The 14042-nt window shown below is 45.7% G+C and carries 13 protein-coding genes; 6 read left to right on the forward strand and 7 right to left on the reverse strand.

The genetic code is table 11. The features are described 5' to 3' along the window. Positions 1-16: 16 nt before the first annotated feature. The 5 genes from rplS to tyrA all read left to right on the forward strand — a co-directional run bounded on the left by rplS (position 17) and on the right by tyrA (position 5791). The gene (gene rplS, locus KO518_RS11455; protein WP_216026881.1) at positions 17-376 is read left to right on the forward strand and encodes a 50S ribosomal protein L19; all 360 of its coding nucleotides are present in this window, start codon (positions 17-19) and stop codon (positions 374-376) included. Positions 377-629: 253 nt separating this feature from the next. Next, positions 630-2723: a TonB-dependent siderophore receptor gene (locus KO518_RS11460; protein WP_216025964.1), complete on the forward strand. Its 2094-nt coding sequence runs from the start codon at positions 630-632 to the stop codon at positions 2721-2723. A gap of 98 nt (positions 2724-2821) precedes the next feature. Beyond that, the gene (locus KO518_RS11465) at positions 2822-3322 is read left to right on the forward strand and encodes a maltose acetyltransferase domain-containing protein (RefSeq protein WP_216026882.1); all 501 of its coding nucleotides are present in this window, start codon (positions 2822-2824) and stop codon (positions 3320-3322) included. A 205-nt stretch (positions 3323-3527) separates the two neighbouring features. Continuing rightward, positions 3528-4619 carry a 3-deoxy-7-phosphoheptulonate synthase gene (locus tag KO518_RS11470; protein WP_216025965.1) on the forward strand — a complete coding sequence of 364 codons (1092 nt, stop codon included), beginning with the start codon at positions 3528-3530 and terminating at the stop codon, positions 4617-4619. Between the two features lie 26 nt (positions 4620-4645). Next, complete coding sequence (gene tyrA, locus KO518_RS11475) at positions 4646-5791, forward strand: bifunctional chorismate mutase/prephenate dehydrogenase (RefSeq protein ID WP_216025966.1); 1146 nt, start codon at positions 4646-4648, stop codon at positions 5789-5791. 53 nt (positions 5792-5844) lie between these two features. Here tyrA and KO518_RS11480 read toward each other — a convergent pair whose 3' ends face one another. From KO518_RS11480 to yciH, 7 genes are all read right to left on the reverse strand, one after another. Further along, positions 5845-6036 carry a hypothetical protein gene (locus KO518_RS11480; RefSeq protein WP_216025967.1) on the reverse strand — a complete coding sequence of 64 codons (192 nt, stop codon included), beginning with the start codon at positions 6034-6036 and terminating at the stop codon, positions 5845-5847. A gap of 65 nt (positions 6037-6101) precedes the next feature. Beyond that, positions 6102-7319, reverse strand: a complete 1218-nt coding sequence (locus tag KO518_RS11485; protein ID WP_216025968.1) for a BCCT family transporter — start codon at positions 7317-7319, stop codon at positions 6102-6104. Positions 7320-7359: 40 nt separating this feature from the next. After that, entirely contained in the window at positions 7360-9030 is a 1671-nt protein-coding gene (gene betA, locus KO518_RS11490; RefSeq protein WP_216025969.1) for a choline dehydrogenase, read from the reverse strand. 9 nt (positions 9031-9039) lie between these two features. Then, complete coding sequence (betB, locus tag KO518_RS11495; protein WP_216025970.1) at positions 9040-10503, reverse strand: betaine-aldehyde dehydrogenase; 1464 nt, start codon at positions 10501-10503, stop codon at positions 9040-9042. Between the two features lie 373 nt (positions 10504-10876). Further along, positions 10877-12073 carry a prephenate dehydratase gene (pheA, locus tag KO518_RS11500; RefSeq protein ID WP_216025971.1) on the reverse strand — a complete coding sequence of 399 codons (1197 nt, stop codon included), beginning with the start codon at positions 12071-12073 and terminating at the stop codon, positions 10877-10879. Between the two features lie 275 nt (positions 12074-12348). Continuing rightward, positions 12349-13149 (reverse strand): response regulator, encoded by an 801-nt coding sequence (locus tag KO518_RS11505; RefSeq protein WP_216025972.1) that lies wholly within the window; start codon positions 13147-13149, stop codon positions 12349-12351. Between the two features lie 45 nt (positions 13150-13194). Continuing rightward, positions 13195-13518 carry a stress response translation initiation inhibitor YciH gene (gene yciH / locus KO518_RS11510; protein WP_216025973.1) on the reverse strand — a complete coding sequence of 108 codons (324 nt, stop codon included), beginning with the start codon at positions 13516-13518 and terminating at the stop codon, positions 13195-13197. A 215-nt stretch (positions 13519-13733) separates the two neighbouring features. On the opposite strand from yciH, the gene KO518_RS11515 reads away from it, so the two are divergent. Further along, positions 13734-14039 carry an STAS domain-containing protein gene (locus KO518_RS11515; protein ID WP_216025974.1) on the forward strand — a complete coding sequence of 102 codons (306 nt, stop codon included), beginning with the start codon at positions 13734-13736 and terminating at the stop codon, positions 14037-14039. Positions 14040-14042 lie beyond the last annotated feature (3 nt).

Consider the following 14042-nt stretch of genomic DNA (forward strand, 5'->3'; position numbering starts at 1 on the left):
AGGATGAGAGGATATGATGAGCAAAGTCAGTCAAGATATCATCAAGAAAATTGAGCAAGCACAGCTCAAAACTGATGTTCCTGCATTTGGTCCAGGTGACACAGTAGTAGTAAAAGTTCGCGTTACTGAAGGTGACAAAGAGCGTCTTCAGGCGTACGAAGGTGTTGTTATCGCTAAGCGTAACCGTGGTCTTCACTCGTCTTTTACCGTACGTAAAATTTCAAGCGGCGAAGGCGTAGAGCGTGTGTTCCAAACACACAGCCCGGCGGTTTCTTCTATTGAAGTTAAACGTCGTGGTGCAGTTCGTCGTGCTAAGCTTTACTATCTGCGTGAGCGTTCAGGTAAATCTGCACGTATCAAAGAGAAGCTTAACTAAGATTACTAATCCTTGCGTTATTGTTAACTTTGAAAAGCCCGCTTTATGCGGGCTTTTTGCTTTTTTGCGCGGTGGTGAAGTCGCAACAGGATATGTCAGCGCATCGCCAGCGCAACCTCACAATTTATACTACTCGACAGGCCCTTATTATTTGCCGTCAATAATAATGATAATAGTTTTTAATTAGATTGCTATTCTGTACAATGCGCAAAATAAAAACAAGTGCTTTTATTTTGCAAATACGAGGATTTATATGAACTATGCGTCGCGTTTTGTTTTATCCCCATTGTTTTTGGCGATGTCATTTACGGTTTCAGCGCAAACAGATGACAATTCTAAGCCAGTAATAGATGACAACATTGAAACTCTACTAATCACAGGTGTGCGGCAACAAAGAGTGAGTCAAGGAGCTACGGGTCTCACTATGGAAATCAGTGAAACGCCCCAGTCAATCAGCGTGATCACCGACGATGTGATGCAGGATTTCGCTGCGTTTAACGTGAATGATGCACTACGCCTTGCAACAGGGGTTACTGTGGAGGCTTGGGAGACGAATCGTACCAACTACTCATCCCGCGGATTTGAAATAAAGAATACGCAAATCGATGGCGTGGGATTGCCCAACGACTGGGGCATTGTGACTGGCGCGCTTGAAGCTTTTGGCTATGAGAAAATAGAAGTTATCCGTGGTGCCAACGGTTTGTTAACCGGGGTAGGTAATGCGTCAGGTACACTCAACTACGTACGCAAACGGCCAACTAATGAAACGGGTGGTGAGGTAGGGGCATCTCTGGGCTCGTATAATTTCAATCGTATTCAGGGCGATTACAATGTGGTGCTCACCGATGATGGCCGGTGGGCAGCCAGAGTGGTTGCCGTTGCTGAAGACAAAGAATCTCATCTTGACGGTTTGGAAAACGACTTAGGTTATGTCTATGCCGTCATTGATGGACAATTAACTGATTACTCAACCCTGACTGTGGGTTTCTCTTATCAGGACGCCAATACCGATGGCAATACCTGGGGTGGGTTAATCTTCAATTATACCGACGGTACCCAGGCAGAATGGGATGAGAGTGCTACCACTACCCAAAACTGGACAATGTGGGACACAGTTAATCGCAACGCGTTTATTGAGTATGCGTACCAGTTTAGTGACGACTGGCGTTTAAACATTAACTACAATCGCCGGGATTTTGAAGAACAGGATAAGCTTTTCTACGTGTATGGCAGTATCGACAAAGAAACCGGTTTAGGTGGTTATGGCTGGCCTGGCCGTTATGATTCTGAAGTGGACGCAGATCTGATTGAAATTAAAACCAGTGGCTTCTTCACTTTGTTTGGTCAGGAGCACGAAGCTAATCTGGGTGTAAGTTACGCTAAAAGTCATGACATTATGTTTCAGCATGCTGCCGATCCTGGTGCGGCTGCCTGGCTGTTAACACCGGCTTTTCCCTACGATTTAGACGCTATACCTGAACCTGACTGGGCTGATCCTGTTTTGTATTCCGACATCGAACAGGAGTTAACTCGCTATTTCGGTTCGGCAAAACTCAATGTCACTGATGATTTATTTTTTATTGCAGGCTTCAACGCCATTGATTTCGAGCGTACCGGAGACAATGCTGGCACTGCGATAGACAACAGTGAAAGTGAAATCAGCCCTTATGTAGGCGCAACGTATAAGGTTACTGATACCGTAAATGCGTATGTCAGTTACTCTGATATCTACCAGCCACAGGAACAATACAATTTGGCCGGGGAATACCTTGACCCAACAAAAGGTAAAAACCTTGAGGCTGGTGTAAAGGCGCAATGGTTTGACGACAGGCTATTAACCACCTTTGCCGTTTTCACTGCAGAGCAACAAGGTTTGGCGGCGTTTGCTGGCATCAACCCGGAAAACGGGCAATATTATTACAAAGGTATTAACGTTGAATCGAAAGGTTTTGAATTAGAAGTTGTTGGCCAAATTACCGATAATTTGGCGGTGGTATTAGGTTATACCTCGTTGGACGTAGAAGATGAAAGCGGTGTAGACGCCAATACCTGGGCGCCACGGGATTATGTTAATTATACGCTGACTTATGATGTAGCTGATCAGCCGGGTTTGAGTTTTGGTGTGAATGGACGCTGGCAGTCGGAAACCAAAAACGTAGATTACAACATCACGCAAGACAGCTATCTGTTGGTAAATACCTATGCTTCCTATGCATTTTCCAGTCAGTTTTCAGCCAGAGTAAATATCAATAATCTGACTGACGAGAAATACATCAGTAGTTTACACAGCTCGTTTTTCTATGCTGCGGGAGCTAACACTACGGTAAGTATCAACTATCAGTTCTGAGCATACCGCTGAATATCCCACATCGCCCGCGCTTAGTGGGCGCTTTTCCTTTTTCACTGGCATACTGTTTGACTTCGACATAACTGAGTGGGTATGCCATGTCAGAATCGAATGACTGGAAAATGATGATAAATGGCGCGTGGTATTGCACGCATGCGCCAGCGTTAGTGTCCCTTCGAAAGCGAGCAAAACGCCTGTGTGAACAGCTTCAGCGTGAGATACCACCGCTGCGGGAGCGAACGGTGAAATCCCTTCTTCCTAACGTCTGTGACGGGCATGTGGGCCCGGGTTTTTGGTGTGATTATGGCGCAAATATTCATTGTGAGGGTCGGTTTACTACTGGTGAAAATGTAGTCATGCTCGATGCCGCTTTGGTGAGAATAGGTAATAACGTGATGATCGAAGACGGTGTTTGCATTGCCACAGTCACCCATCACGAAGATGCTGTTAAACGACGTGAGGGGTGGCAGCAAGCACACCCTGTCTATATTGGGCACAACGTTTTTATTGGCGCGGGCGCGTGTATTCTGCCGGGCAGTATTGTTGCCGACAACAGTGTTATTCCTCAAGGAGGCGTTGTAAGCCGCTCTTCACGTTAGTGAACATCTGGCACCGAGCAAAAAAAGTCACCATTGCGGTTGCTACCCATACCAAAAATTGATACAAAGTCAACGCGAATGCCAATATAGTTAAATTAAAGGTGTAAATAAATATTTACAGGCGATAAGTTAACACGGTTAGTACTCATTTTTATCAGGTCAATTCAGGCAGACCTGCACACTATATTTACATGAAGAGAGTCTCATGATTAAGGACACCGTTAACAACGTTCACATCAGTTCAGAAAAAGTTCTGATCACGCCAGATGATCTGGCAAAAGAACTTCCCGTTTCAGATAAAGCCCTGTCGGCCATTTCTGAGTCGCGGAGCATTATTTCAGATATCATCCATGGTCGTGACCATAGATTGCTAGTGATTTGCGGCCCGTGCTCTATTCACGATATCGACGCCGCTAAAGAATATGCGCTGCGGTTAAAAGAGCTCCATGAATCCTGTAAAGATACCCTGTTTATTGTCATGCGCGTTTATTTTGAAAAGCCGCGAACAACCACTGGATGGAAAGGGCTTATTAACGACCCATACATCGATGGTACTTTTGATATTGAAACAGGTTTGAGAAAAGCGAGAGAGCTGTTGATCTGGCTGGCTGAGCTTCAAATTCCTGTTGCCACAGAAGCGCTGGATCCAATCAGCCCACAATACCTGGCTGAATTATTCAGTTGGAGTGCAATTGGAGCCCGTACCTCTGAGTCGCAAACTCACCGGGAAATGGCCAGTGGTCTGTCTATGCCCGTTGGTTTTAAAAACGGTACTGATGGCAGTCTGGATATTGCTATTAACGCGTTGAAATCTGCAGCGTCAGGCCACAGTTTTATGGGCATTAATAAACAGGGCCAGGTTGCGGTTATCAGTACCAGTGGTAACCCTGACGGACACATCATCTTGCGCGGTGGAAAACAGCCAAATTACGATTCTGTGTGCGTTTCAGAATGTGAAGAAGATTTGCGCAATGCAAAACTTACCGCTGGTTTAATGGTGGATTGCAGTCATGCCAACTCCAGTAAAGACTATCGCAGACAGCCGTTAGTTGCACAAAATGTTGTAAATCAGATCCTCGAAGGCAATCAGTCAATTATCGGCATTATGCTCGAGAGTCATATTAACGCGGGTAATCAAAAGTCTGACGGTAAAACCCCCCAAGAACTGGAATACGGCGTGTCTATTACCGATGGCTGTATAGATTGGGAAACCACGGAAACGCTCATCACACAAACCAGAGATAAGCTTATTACTGTGCTACCATTACGACAAAATAAACGCTCGGCTGTCGCATGAGGCAGCTGATTTAGCAGAGTCGTAATATGACGGAACACAATAAGCGTCTGGCGGCGTTACGCGAAGGTATAGACGAGATCGACAAGGAGCTCGTTTCACTGCTTGCCCGTCGGGCTAAACTGACGACCCAGGTCGGACAGATAAAAGCGGAAACCGGTATGCCGGTATATGTGCCTGATCGCGAGAAGGCACTGATTGCATCGCGCCGGGAGCAAGCCAAACGAGCTGGCGTGTCGCCAGATCTGACCGAAGATTTACTTCGGCGCATTATGCGCGATTCTTACCACACCCAAAATAACCGGTATCGCTGTATTAATCCCGATATTAACCAGGTGGTTATCATTGGGGGGGCAGGGGCGCTGGGCAAGGTATTTGTCGGCCTGTTCGAAAAGTCTGGCTACACAGTGGATGTGGTTGAAAGGGACGACTGGGGTAAGACTTCGACAACTTCCTTGTTTGCGCGGGCTGACTTGGTGATTGTTGCAGTGCCCATTAATTTAACTGAGCAGGTTATCACCAGCTTAACCTTTTTACCGGGAACCTGCGTGTTAGCAGATATTACCAGTGTGAAATCTGCGCCGCTAAAGGCGATGCTAAAAGTACATTCAGGGCCCGTGGTTGGGCTACATCCCATGTTTGGTCCTGATGCCCCCGGCATGATCAAGCAAGTGGTTGTGGTGTGTGAAGGACGGTCGCCGCAAGCGTATCAATGGCTGGTTGAACAAATGAAAACCTGGGGTGCGAATATTCACTTCAGTAGCGCTGAAGAGCACGATGAAGCAATGGCATTTATCCAGGTTATGCGACATTTCAATACCTTTGTATACGGCGCGCATTTACAGGGTGAGGATCCAGATTTAGATTCACTCACGGTATTCAGTTCACCAATATACCGCTTGGAACTGGCCATGGTCGGCCGGTTGTTCGCTCAATCTCCACAGCTTTACGCTGATATTATTTTTAATAATCCGGCTAATTTTGCGTTGTTACGACGTTTTCATCAGCGTTTCGGTGAGGCATTGTCACTACTTGAAAACGGCGATAAAACCGCCTTTATCAGCGAATTTAATAAAATCGGCAGTTGGTTTGGTGATTACGCAAGGAAATGCTTAGTAGACAGTAAACAACTGCTGCTCAAGGCCGATGATGACGAGATGCTAAGAAAGTCCTGATGCTCGGTGCTATGTAAAAACACAAACAGCCTGCTTAAGCGGGCTGTTTTGCTTTAGAGGCTAAATGTTCTGCTTATCGTAGCAACAATTCTTGCATCTGCGTTGTGATAGTTCATGGTAGTGTCTTCAGCCGCTAATTCGATATCAAACCCGTAAAACTGAGTTTGGTAGGCTATTTTATAGTGGATGTAGTGGGCACTGTTTGTATCCCATACATATTTGTCTTTATCTAGTGTTTTGGACATATCAACACTTAGCCGCAGAGCGACAGACAGTAATTTAGCTGGGTTACAATTCAAAGGCTCACCTTTTATTGCATGGATTCGATTTTTTCAAAATCGAGTTCATTCTCTTTTGGTGAGCTGTCTATTTTGCTAACTGAGGCAAATTTCTTATATAAGATGTATCCTAGGCAGCAGTAAAACAATGCAATGACCAGTGCTCCAACCCATTGAATTTTAAGAAAATCAATTTTAAATAAGAGGGTGAGGGCACAAAGCACAATAAAGTTCATGCAAAAGTATTTCCACTTGCCAAGACGGCGGGAGGAGAGATTTAGGTTGTCGGTATACAAGCGAATGAGCGAATCCAGGGAATTAATTACAAACACAACTCCCACAAATACCATGGCAAGGTTTCTTATACCCGTGGTGTCCAAATTGGCTTCGTGGTAGTAGTAGAGTACGCCGAACCATAGTGCAATAGGGATAGAAGGAAAGATCAGCATAGCCGACAATACCTGCCAGGTTTTTAAGCCTCCGACAAAACGAGAAGTAAACTGGCCAATCATAATGCTCCAAGCAAACCACCAAAACAGATAAAAGGCGTGATAGCCGTTCATCGGGAAGAGGAAGTGCTGGATATTGGCAAAGTATCCGCCTAGCAAGGAAGTGGCAGCAAAATAGTCCGCCATTTCACCGTTGCCCCATAAAAATGCACCGCCCCACATGAAGCCGATAAGGGCGATAAAAAGCCAGGTAGTCGACACACTGAGTATTTTAACAAACTTAATATCTGTACTGCTGTAAACGGAAAATGCAATGGCTGCGAAAACGATGAGATAAAATGCAGGTACAATGGTTTCACCATCTCCCAGTGACGGCAGATACCAAGGCAGGTTTTTCAACAGTAGAAACGCAGTAAATGCACATGTGCCAATAATCACCACGTTATTGATAACCCGAACCCAGGTAATCTCAAAAAATCTCACCTTGGGCTCAATCACGCAAAAATAAAAACAGGTAAAAAAATAAAATGCCCAGATGAAAAAGCCCCAAAAGCCAAATTCGATGGCCAGAGGATTAGTAAAACCATACTCTGGATTAGTTGCTGTGTCAGCGAAGGCGCCAAACTCAGTTAAGGGGAACATGATGAGGCCAACGTCTAATCCCGAAGTGAATAATATAGAGACAAAAGTCAGTGTTTTGACCGGTGTTACCCCTATCATCGTCAAGTTGCCCCATTTCCATACAATGAAAACAATGGACAACAATGTGAGTGCAATGCCCGCACTTAACCACAGTGTCATGACTTACTCCTTAACGTTGTGTCACGCAGATACGGTGTCGTTAGGCACCAATCACGCTTGAACGCTGGCGATGTCGCCAGTTTTGTTCGGTTTTTACATCCGCGAGTTCCGGAGCGAGTGTTGTGTGCCCTAGAATTAGATCTGCAGCTCGCTCGGCGACCATAATGGTTGGTGCGTTGAGATTTCCGTTTGGAATGGTCGGAAATATTGATGAGTCCACAACGTGAAGGTTACTAATACCATGGACTTTGGTTTGAGAATCTACCACTGCCATTTCATCTTCTCCCATTTTGCAGGAACAAGAAGGGTGATAGGCACTTTCAACGGCCTCTCTGACAAAGGCATCAATTTCTTCATCAGTTTGCACCTTTGAACCTGGTTGAATTTCCTCTCCCCGGTATATGTCGAAGGCGGGTTGATTGATGATTTCCCGGGTTAACCTAACGCATGCGCGGAAACCTTCAATATCGTCTTGGTGTTGCAGATAATTAAATTGAATCGCTGGCGCCTGGGCTGGGTTGTTAGATTTCACCTTCACCGAACCTCTGCTTTTGGGCTTGTTGTGACCTATATGTACTTGAAAACCGTCTCCTTTTACTGCGCTTTTTCCGTCGTAGCGCATGGCTGCCGGTAAAAAGTGGTACTGAAGATCCGGCCATTTTACGCCAGCTTTAGAACGAATAAAGCCACAGGACTCAAAGTGATTCGTCGCTCCCAGGCCGTCTTTAAACAGGAGCCATCGAATACCGATAAGTCCTTTTGAAAACAGGTTGAGTTTGCGGTTGAGGGTAATAGGTTGTTTACAATAAAACTGAAAGTAAAATTCCAAGTGATCCTGTAGGTTTTCACCAACACCAGGAAGGTGATGAATACACTTAATACCGGCCGCTTCCAGGGTTTGTTTGTCGCCGATCCCAGATAATTGCAATAAATGGGGAGAGCCGATCGAGCCGGCACTAAGCACAACTGCCTTTTGCCCGTTAACGGTGACGGTACCATTCTTTCCAGTAAATTTTACGCCCGTGGCAGTGTTGTTTTCGACAATGACTTTTTCCACAGTGGCGTGGGTGACGATGGTGAGATTGGTGCGGTGTTTTATTGGATCCAGGTATGCACGAGCCGTGGAACAGCGCTTGCCATCTTTCACCGTCATATGCATGGGCCCAAATCCTTCCTGCTGAGCACCGTTGTAATCGAAGGTTTCGGCATAACCCGCTTGCTTACCGGCCTCAACGAATGTGCGGTATAGGGGGTTTTTCATTTCATTGCCGTTATTTGTTGCAACTGGACCACCTTTTCCACGGAATTCATCTGCTCCCAAATACCAGTTTTCAGCGCGCTTAAAATATGGAAGGCAATGAGAGTAATCCCAGTTTTGAGCACCGTGGGTTGCCCATTCATCGAAATCGTTAGCGTGGCCACGAACATAAACCATACCGTTTATTGACGACGAGCCACCCAGTACTTTTCCCCTCGGACAGTGCATTTTCCGGTTGTTGAGAAATGGCTCTGGCTCGGTGTGAAATTGCCAGGCGTACTTATCGGTATTCATTGGAATAGACAATGCCGTTGGCATTTGAATAAAAATGCTTTTATCACTACCACCGGTTTCAATGAGCAATACCTTGTGCCTGGCATTGGCCGATAAACGGTTTGCCAGTACACATCCGGCCGAGCCGGCACCGACAATGATATAATCGTAATTCTGCATTGCTACTCCTTAAAACGGTGCGTCCAGTTTCACCATGCCCATATAAACAGACTTGGTTTGGGTATAGTGGTCCAGTGTTTCGATACCGTTCTCCCGACCAATACCCGACAACTTGTAGCCACCTACCGGCATTTCTGCAGGTGAGGCGCCATAACTGTTTACCCAGCATATTCCAGCTTGCAACTGGTGGATAACCCGGTGGGCGCGCTGCACATCCCTGGTCATGATACCTGCGGCCAACCCCAAAGGTGTGTTGTTAGCGCGCAAGATCACGTCGTCTTCGTCACTAAACACAAGTACGCACATCACAGGTCCGAATATTTCTTCTCGACAGATAGTCATATCGTCGCTGCAGTTTGTGAATACTGTCGGGGCGACAAAGTAGCCGTTCGGTGCACTCTCTGGAGAAAGTGCAGTGCCACCCGTGGCTATGGTCGCACCTTCCGCTTTGCCTTTTTCGATGTAATCGAGCACCAATTGTTGATGCTTGGCGGAAATGAGGGCACCAAAGTTGACATCAGGATCCATAGGATCTCCGGCTACAACGTTGTTTTCTGTGCGTTCTATGAGCTCCGTCATAAACTCGTTGTAAACGGCCTCATGAACGAAAACTCGTGTACAATTGGTACACACTTCACCCTGCGTGTAAAAATTGCCTAACATCGCCGCACTGACAGCTTGTGAAACATCAGCATCATCGAACACGAGCAAAGGTGATTTTCCACCCAGTTCCATAGTGACATCTTTTAAATTTGAAGCAGCAGATTCCATGACTTTGCGGCCGGTACCAACTTCACCGGTGAAGGAAACCTTTGCTATCTCACTGTGGGTGGTAAGCCATTGACCCACCGCGCCGTCACCGTGAACAACATTAAATACACCCGCTGGCACGCCGGCTTCGATAAATATTTTGGCCAGCTCCACAGCTCCCCGGGGGGTTTCTTCAGAGGGTTTGAAAATCATTGCGTTGCCCGCTGCCAGTGCGGGAGCGGATTTCCAACAAGCAATTTGAATGGGGTAGTTCCACGCACCAATACCCGCACAAATACCCAGGGGTTCTTTGCGGGTATAATAAAAATCATCACCTATACTTTGCTGTTGTCCAACTTGTGTAGGTGCAAGATTAGCAAAGTATTCAATTGCATCGGCGCCTGTGATCACGTCTACACAGTTCGCTTCCTGGATTGGTTTACCGGTATCCTGTACTTCATAGGCGGCCAGGGTGTCATTGTTTTCTCTTAGTAGTGCTACGGCTTTCAGCAGGATCCTGGAGCGCATCATCGCCGTCATTGACGACCATTGTTTAAATCCGTCCTTAGCACTGCTTATCGCTGCCTCGCGTATGGTTTCATCAGCCACTTCCACCTGATAGATAGCCTCGCCGGTAGCCGGGTTTATAACGCTAAAAGTTTCACCCGTGGCGTTACTCATAGGGCGACCATCAATGAAGTTGCGTAATACTGTAGAAGACATGGTTTTCCTCAAAAAAATCGATAACTCGACCTACAAAAGACAACTATCAGATTAATGTGACTTGTCTATGTACGTTTGGATAAGGTTGCGGTTTATACTGTGTCCATCGTGAATCTGGCTCACTTTTCGTTGAACACAAATCATTGTTTTGTGGTAGATATAAACTATGCTATGGACTTGCTTGTAAATAAACTGAGGCTATTACTCTGAATATTGTGTGCTTGTAAGTACCTACAAAACTTGATGTTGGACAATGGATGATGGCAAAAAAATCAGTTGAATACTGCCAAAATACGAAGAGAAAAGCAAACCGGCCTGAGTGGCCGGTTTGAATGAAAAGGGAAATTTAGTATGAACTGAAACTACTGTGAAACTAGTCTGTGGGTTCGCTTTCAGTGAGAGCGTTGGCTGCTGCAACCTTGGTTGGGCTAACTTCTTCACTTGGGTAACAGCCCAGCACCTGTAAATGACGGGTGATTTTTTTAAGGCTTTCCACCGCTGTTTGTACCGGTCCGTCTTGTAGATTGCCTTCAAAATCGATATAGAACATTTCTTCCCAAGGGTTGCCAGGAATGGGGCGAGATTCCAGCTTCGTCATGTTCAATTTGTTGTCTTTGAGAACCGTCAATGCCTCTACCAGCGCACCGGGTTTTTGCACAGTAGACATGATAACTGTAGTTTTCGCAGGTACCTGCAGAGGCACGGTTACAGGTTCTCTAGAAACCACGAAGAAGCGGCTGTGATTTTCTTTTTGGTTTGCCAAATTAGATTTAATTGCCATTAAACCATATAGGTTTCCGCCGGCTTCACTGCCTATGGCCGCCACGTCGTCACGCTGCAGCTCGCTAACGGTGAGCATTGCCGAGGATGTACTGTCCATGGTTTTCACTTCTACATTTCCCAGCTCCGCCAAAAAGTGGCTACATTGCGTAAATACTTGTGGGTGGGCGTACAGGGTTTTGATTTTCCCAATGCTGGTATCTTTCGCTACCAAAAGGCTGTGTTTGATGGGATGTGTGAGTTCACCGATAATGCTGAGCTGAGTGTGTTGCAGTTGGTCATAGACCTCGTTGATGCTACCGGAACTGGTATTTTCTATGGGGAGCACTGCATAGTCTGCTTCATTTTTTTCCACTTTTTGCACAATTTCGGCAAAACTCTGACAGCCAATTTCCATTAGCTCGCCTGGCCTGCGGGAAAAGTACTTTTGCGTAGCCAGATAACTGTATGAGCCGCGATCGCCCAAAAACGCTACGCGGTTTAATGGCAATGCGCTTCCCGGATTTGCCCGTTCGGCTAACATTGCTTGTTGGTTTAACACACTGTCTTCAATGATCACGTGAAAAATTTGGGTGACATAATGGGGATCAAGTCCAGCGACCTTACCTTCTTTTATTAGTCTCACCAATAACTGTTCTTCCCGTTTTACATCGCGGACGGGAATGTGGTGTTTGATTTTAGTTTCTGCAACTTCATTGGTGAGTTGACGGCGCTCGGCTAATAGTGCCAACAGTTGGCTATCGAGCTCCGTGATGCGTTTCCTTATCGCGTCTAATGCGGTGTCTGACATAGTGTTTCACTCGTAATTATGGCAAAAAAAAACCTCCCGTGGGGAGGTTTATACACGCGGCACATCCTCCCTCAGGCGAAGGTGAAAAAGCCAAAAAAGAAGATCACAGCGTGCTTTACATTCATTCTCATGGCATGACTTTAAGCCGCAGGTGCTCAAGTGTCAATGGTTTTTTACAGTAGGTATGCACACATACTATAGTCGCTATTCACACAATACGTGATTTGTGATAGCCAATATGAGCAGATACCTGTGTGATGCGCCAGGCGAGGCGGTTATTCTCCTAAAAGGGCTGCAAGCATTGCCCGAACTTCAGTGGGTTCAAAAGGTTTGTCGCATAGTGCGTTTACGCCGGTTTGTTGAATGTTTGCCATATGCATACTGTCTGACGATTCTGACGTCACCATGATAATAGGAATGTGAGCGGTATCAGGGCTAAATCGAATAAATTCAGACAGTTCCCGGCCATCCATCTCAGGCATATTGTAATCGGTAACCACAAGATCAAAGGGAGTGTCTTTGATGTGGGTGAGTGCCATTGCCCCGTTCTCTGCTTCGGTGATTTTCTTTAAACCCATGGATTCCAGTACTCTGCGAATATGGTTTCGCGCCAGACGACTGTCATCTACAAGGAGCACTCTGACCTCGTGAACATCGAAAAATTCAAGGTCTAATTCGTCGTGATTTATGAGGTCCAGACTGGCTCTAAGCGCCCGAGACAAGTGCAAGGGCTCGAAAGGTTTTGGCAATATCGCTGCAACACCGGCTTGTTTGAATTCTTCAAGTTTAACCATGCGGTTCTCACTTGACACTAGCATAAACGGAATGGTGGCGTATTGGGGATTGTCTTTAATAAACTTGAGTAATTCTATTGCCGTACCATCTTCAAAGTACATTGCACTAACCACAAGATCGGCACTGTGAGATTCAATAGCTTTGCGGGCCTCTTCGATAGAGCTGACAGCATCAATTTCCCTGACATTTTCCTTCAGCAATAGAGTGGTTATAATTTTTCGTTGGGTGTCAGAAGGTTCTACTAACACTATATGTAAGTCAGCAATTGACAGTTTATCCATGGTTTTTCTCACTTAAAGCGTCTATTTGACTGGAAGGAACCGAGGCTAACCGCCGGCAAGTTTTACGTTGTAATTCTTTTGCACTAACAGGGTTTTCAGTTTTTCCCTGTCGTCGGTTTGCACTTCGATCGTGCCGCTTTTCACAGCGCCGCCGCAGCCGCATTTCTTTTTCAATTCAGTGCACAGTGTCTTAAGTGCTTTTTCATCCAGGTTTAGCCCGTGGATCACGGAAACGCCTTTTCCTTTCCTTCCTTTTGTTTCGCGATGGATCCTCACAATTCCATCTTTCGACACTGAGCGGGTTTCAGAGGTGGTTTCATTTTTTATCCGGCCACTCTCTGTACTGTAGACCAAATTTGAATCTTGCATAAGTTATCATTTTCCGCGTTGCTTATAGTAATCGACACCTATGGGAACCGAGTGGTAACAGTTGCACCCGCAATTCCGCGTTCATAACGGTGTTAATAATAGGGAAATACATTAAAAAACCCAATTGAAATCTGAAAATTACCCACTTACTCTATTGAGAAAGAACGGATTCAGACTACGCTTAATACAACAACTGAGAAAATAAGGAACACACCATGACCATTACTGCTGCATTATCGGAAAACAGAAACACTCTGGTCATTCAGGTGGATGACAAGTTTGATTTTGGTAAAGTTCAGTCTTTCAGAGAGGCATACGACAAGCTGCCCGACACGGTAAAAGTCATTGAAGTGGATCTCAGTCAGACCGAATACATGGATAGCTCTGCGTTGGGTATGTTACTCAATATGCAAAAATCGTTGAGCGACAGAAAGATAGAGTACAAAATCACTCATTGTCGGGCTCAGGTTAGCCGAATTCTCAAAATATCACGGTTTGACAAAAAATTTGTCATCGCCTGATCT

This window comes from Aestuariibacter sp. A3R04 (assembly GCF_018860805.1).
GTDB lineage: Bacteria > Pseudomonadota > Gammaproteobacteria > Enterobacterales > Alteromonadaceae > Alteromonas.

Coding starts and splice junctions, on each gene's coding strand:
- tyrA (WP_216025966.1), top strand. CDS start 4,646: ATGACGGAACACAATAAGCGTCTGGCGGCGTTACGCGAAGGTATAGAC.
- betB (WP_216025970.1), bottom strand. CDS start 10,503: ATGTCTTCTACAGTATTACGCAACTTCATTGATGGTCGCCCTATGAGT.
- yciH (WP_216025973.1), bottom strand. CDS start 13,518: ATGCAAGATTCAAATTTGGTCTACAGTACAGAGAGTGGCCGGATAAAA.
- KO518_RS11465 (WP_216026882.1), top strand. CDS start 2,822: ATGTCAGAATCGAATGACTGGAAAATGATGATAAATGGCGCGTGGTAT.
- KO518_RS11515 (WP_216025974.1), top strand. CDS start 13,734: ATGACCATTACTGCTGCATTATCGGAAAACAGAAACACTCTGGTCATT.
- KO518_RS11505 (WP_216025972.1), bottom strand. CDS start 13,149: ATGGATAAACTGTCAATTGCTGACTTACATATAGTGTTAGTAGAACCT.
- KO518_RS11485 (WP_216025968.1), bottom strand. CDS start 7,319: ATGACACTGTGGTTAAGTGCGGGCATTGCACTCACATTGTTGTCCATT.
- KO518_RS11480 (WP_216025967.1), bottom strand. CDS start 6,036: ATGTCCAAAACACTAGATAAAGACAAATATGTATGGGATACAAACAGT.
- KO518_RS11460 (WP_216025964.1), top strand. CDS start 630: ATGAACTATGCGTCGCGTTTTGTTTTATCCCCATTGTTTTTGGCGATG.
- rplS (WP_216026881.1), top strand. CDS start 17: ATGAGCAAAGTCAGTCAAGATATCATCAAGAAAATTGAGCAAGCACAG.
- pheA (WP_216025971.1), bottom strand. CDS start 12,073: ATGTCAGACACCGCATTAGACGCGATAAGGAAACGCATCACGGAGCTC.
- betA (WP_216025969.1), bottom strand. CDS start 9,030: ATGCAGAATTACGATTATATCATTGTCGGTGCCGGCTCGGCCGGATGT.
- KO518_RS11470 (WP_216025965.1), top strand. CDS start 3,528: ATGATTAAGGACACCGTTAACAACGTTCACATCAGTTCAGAAAAAGTT.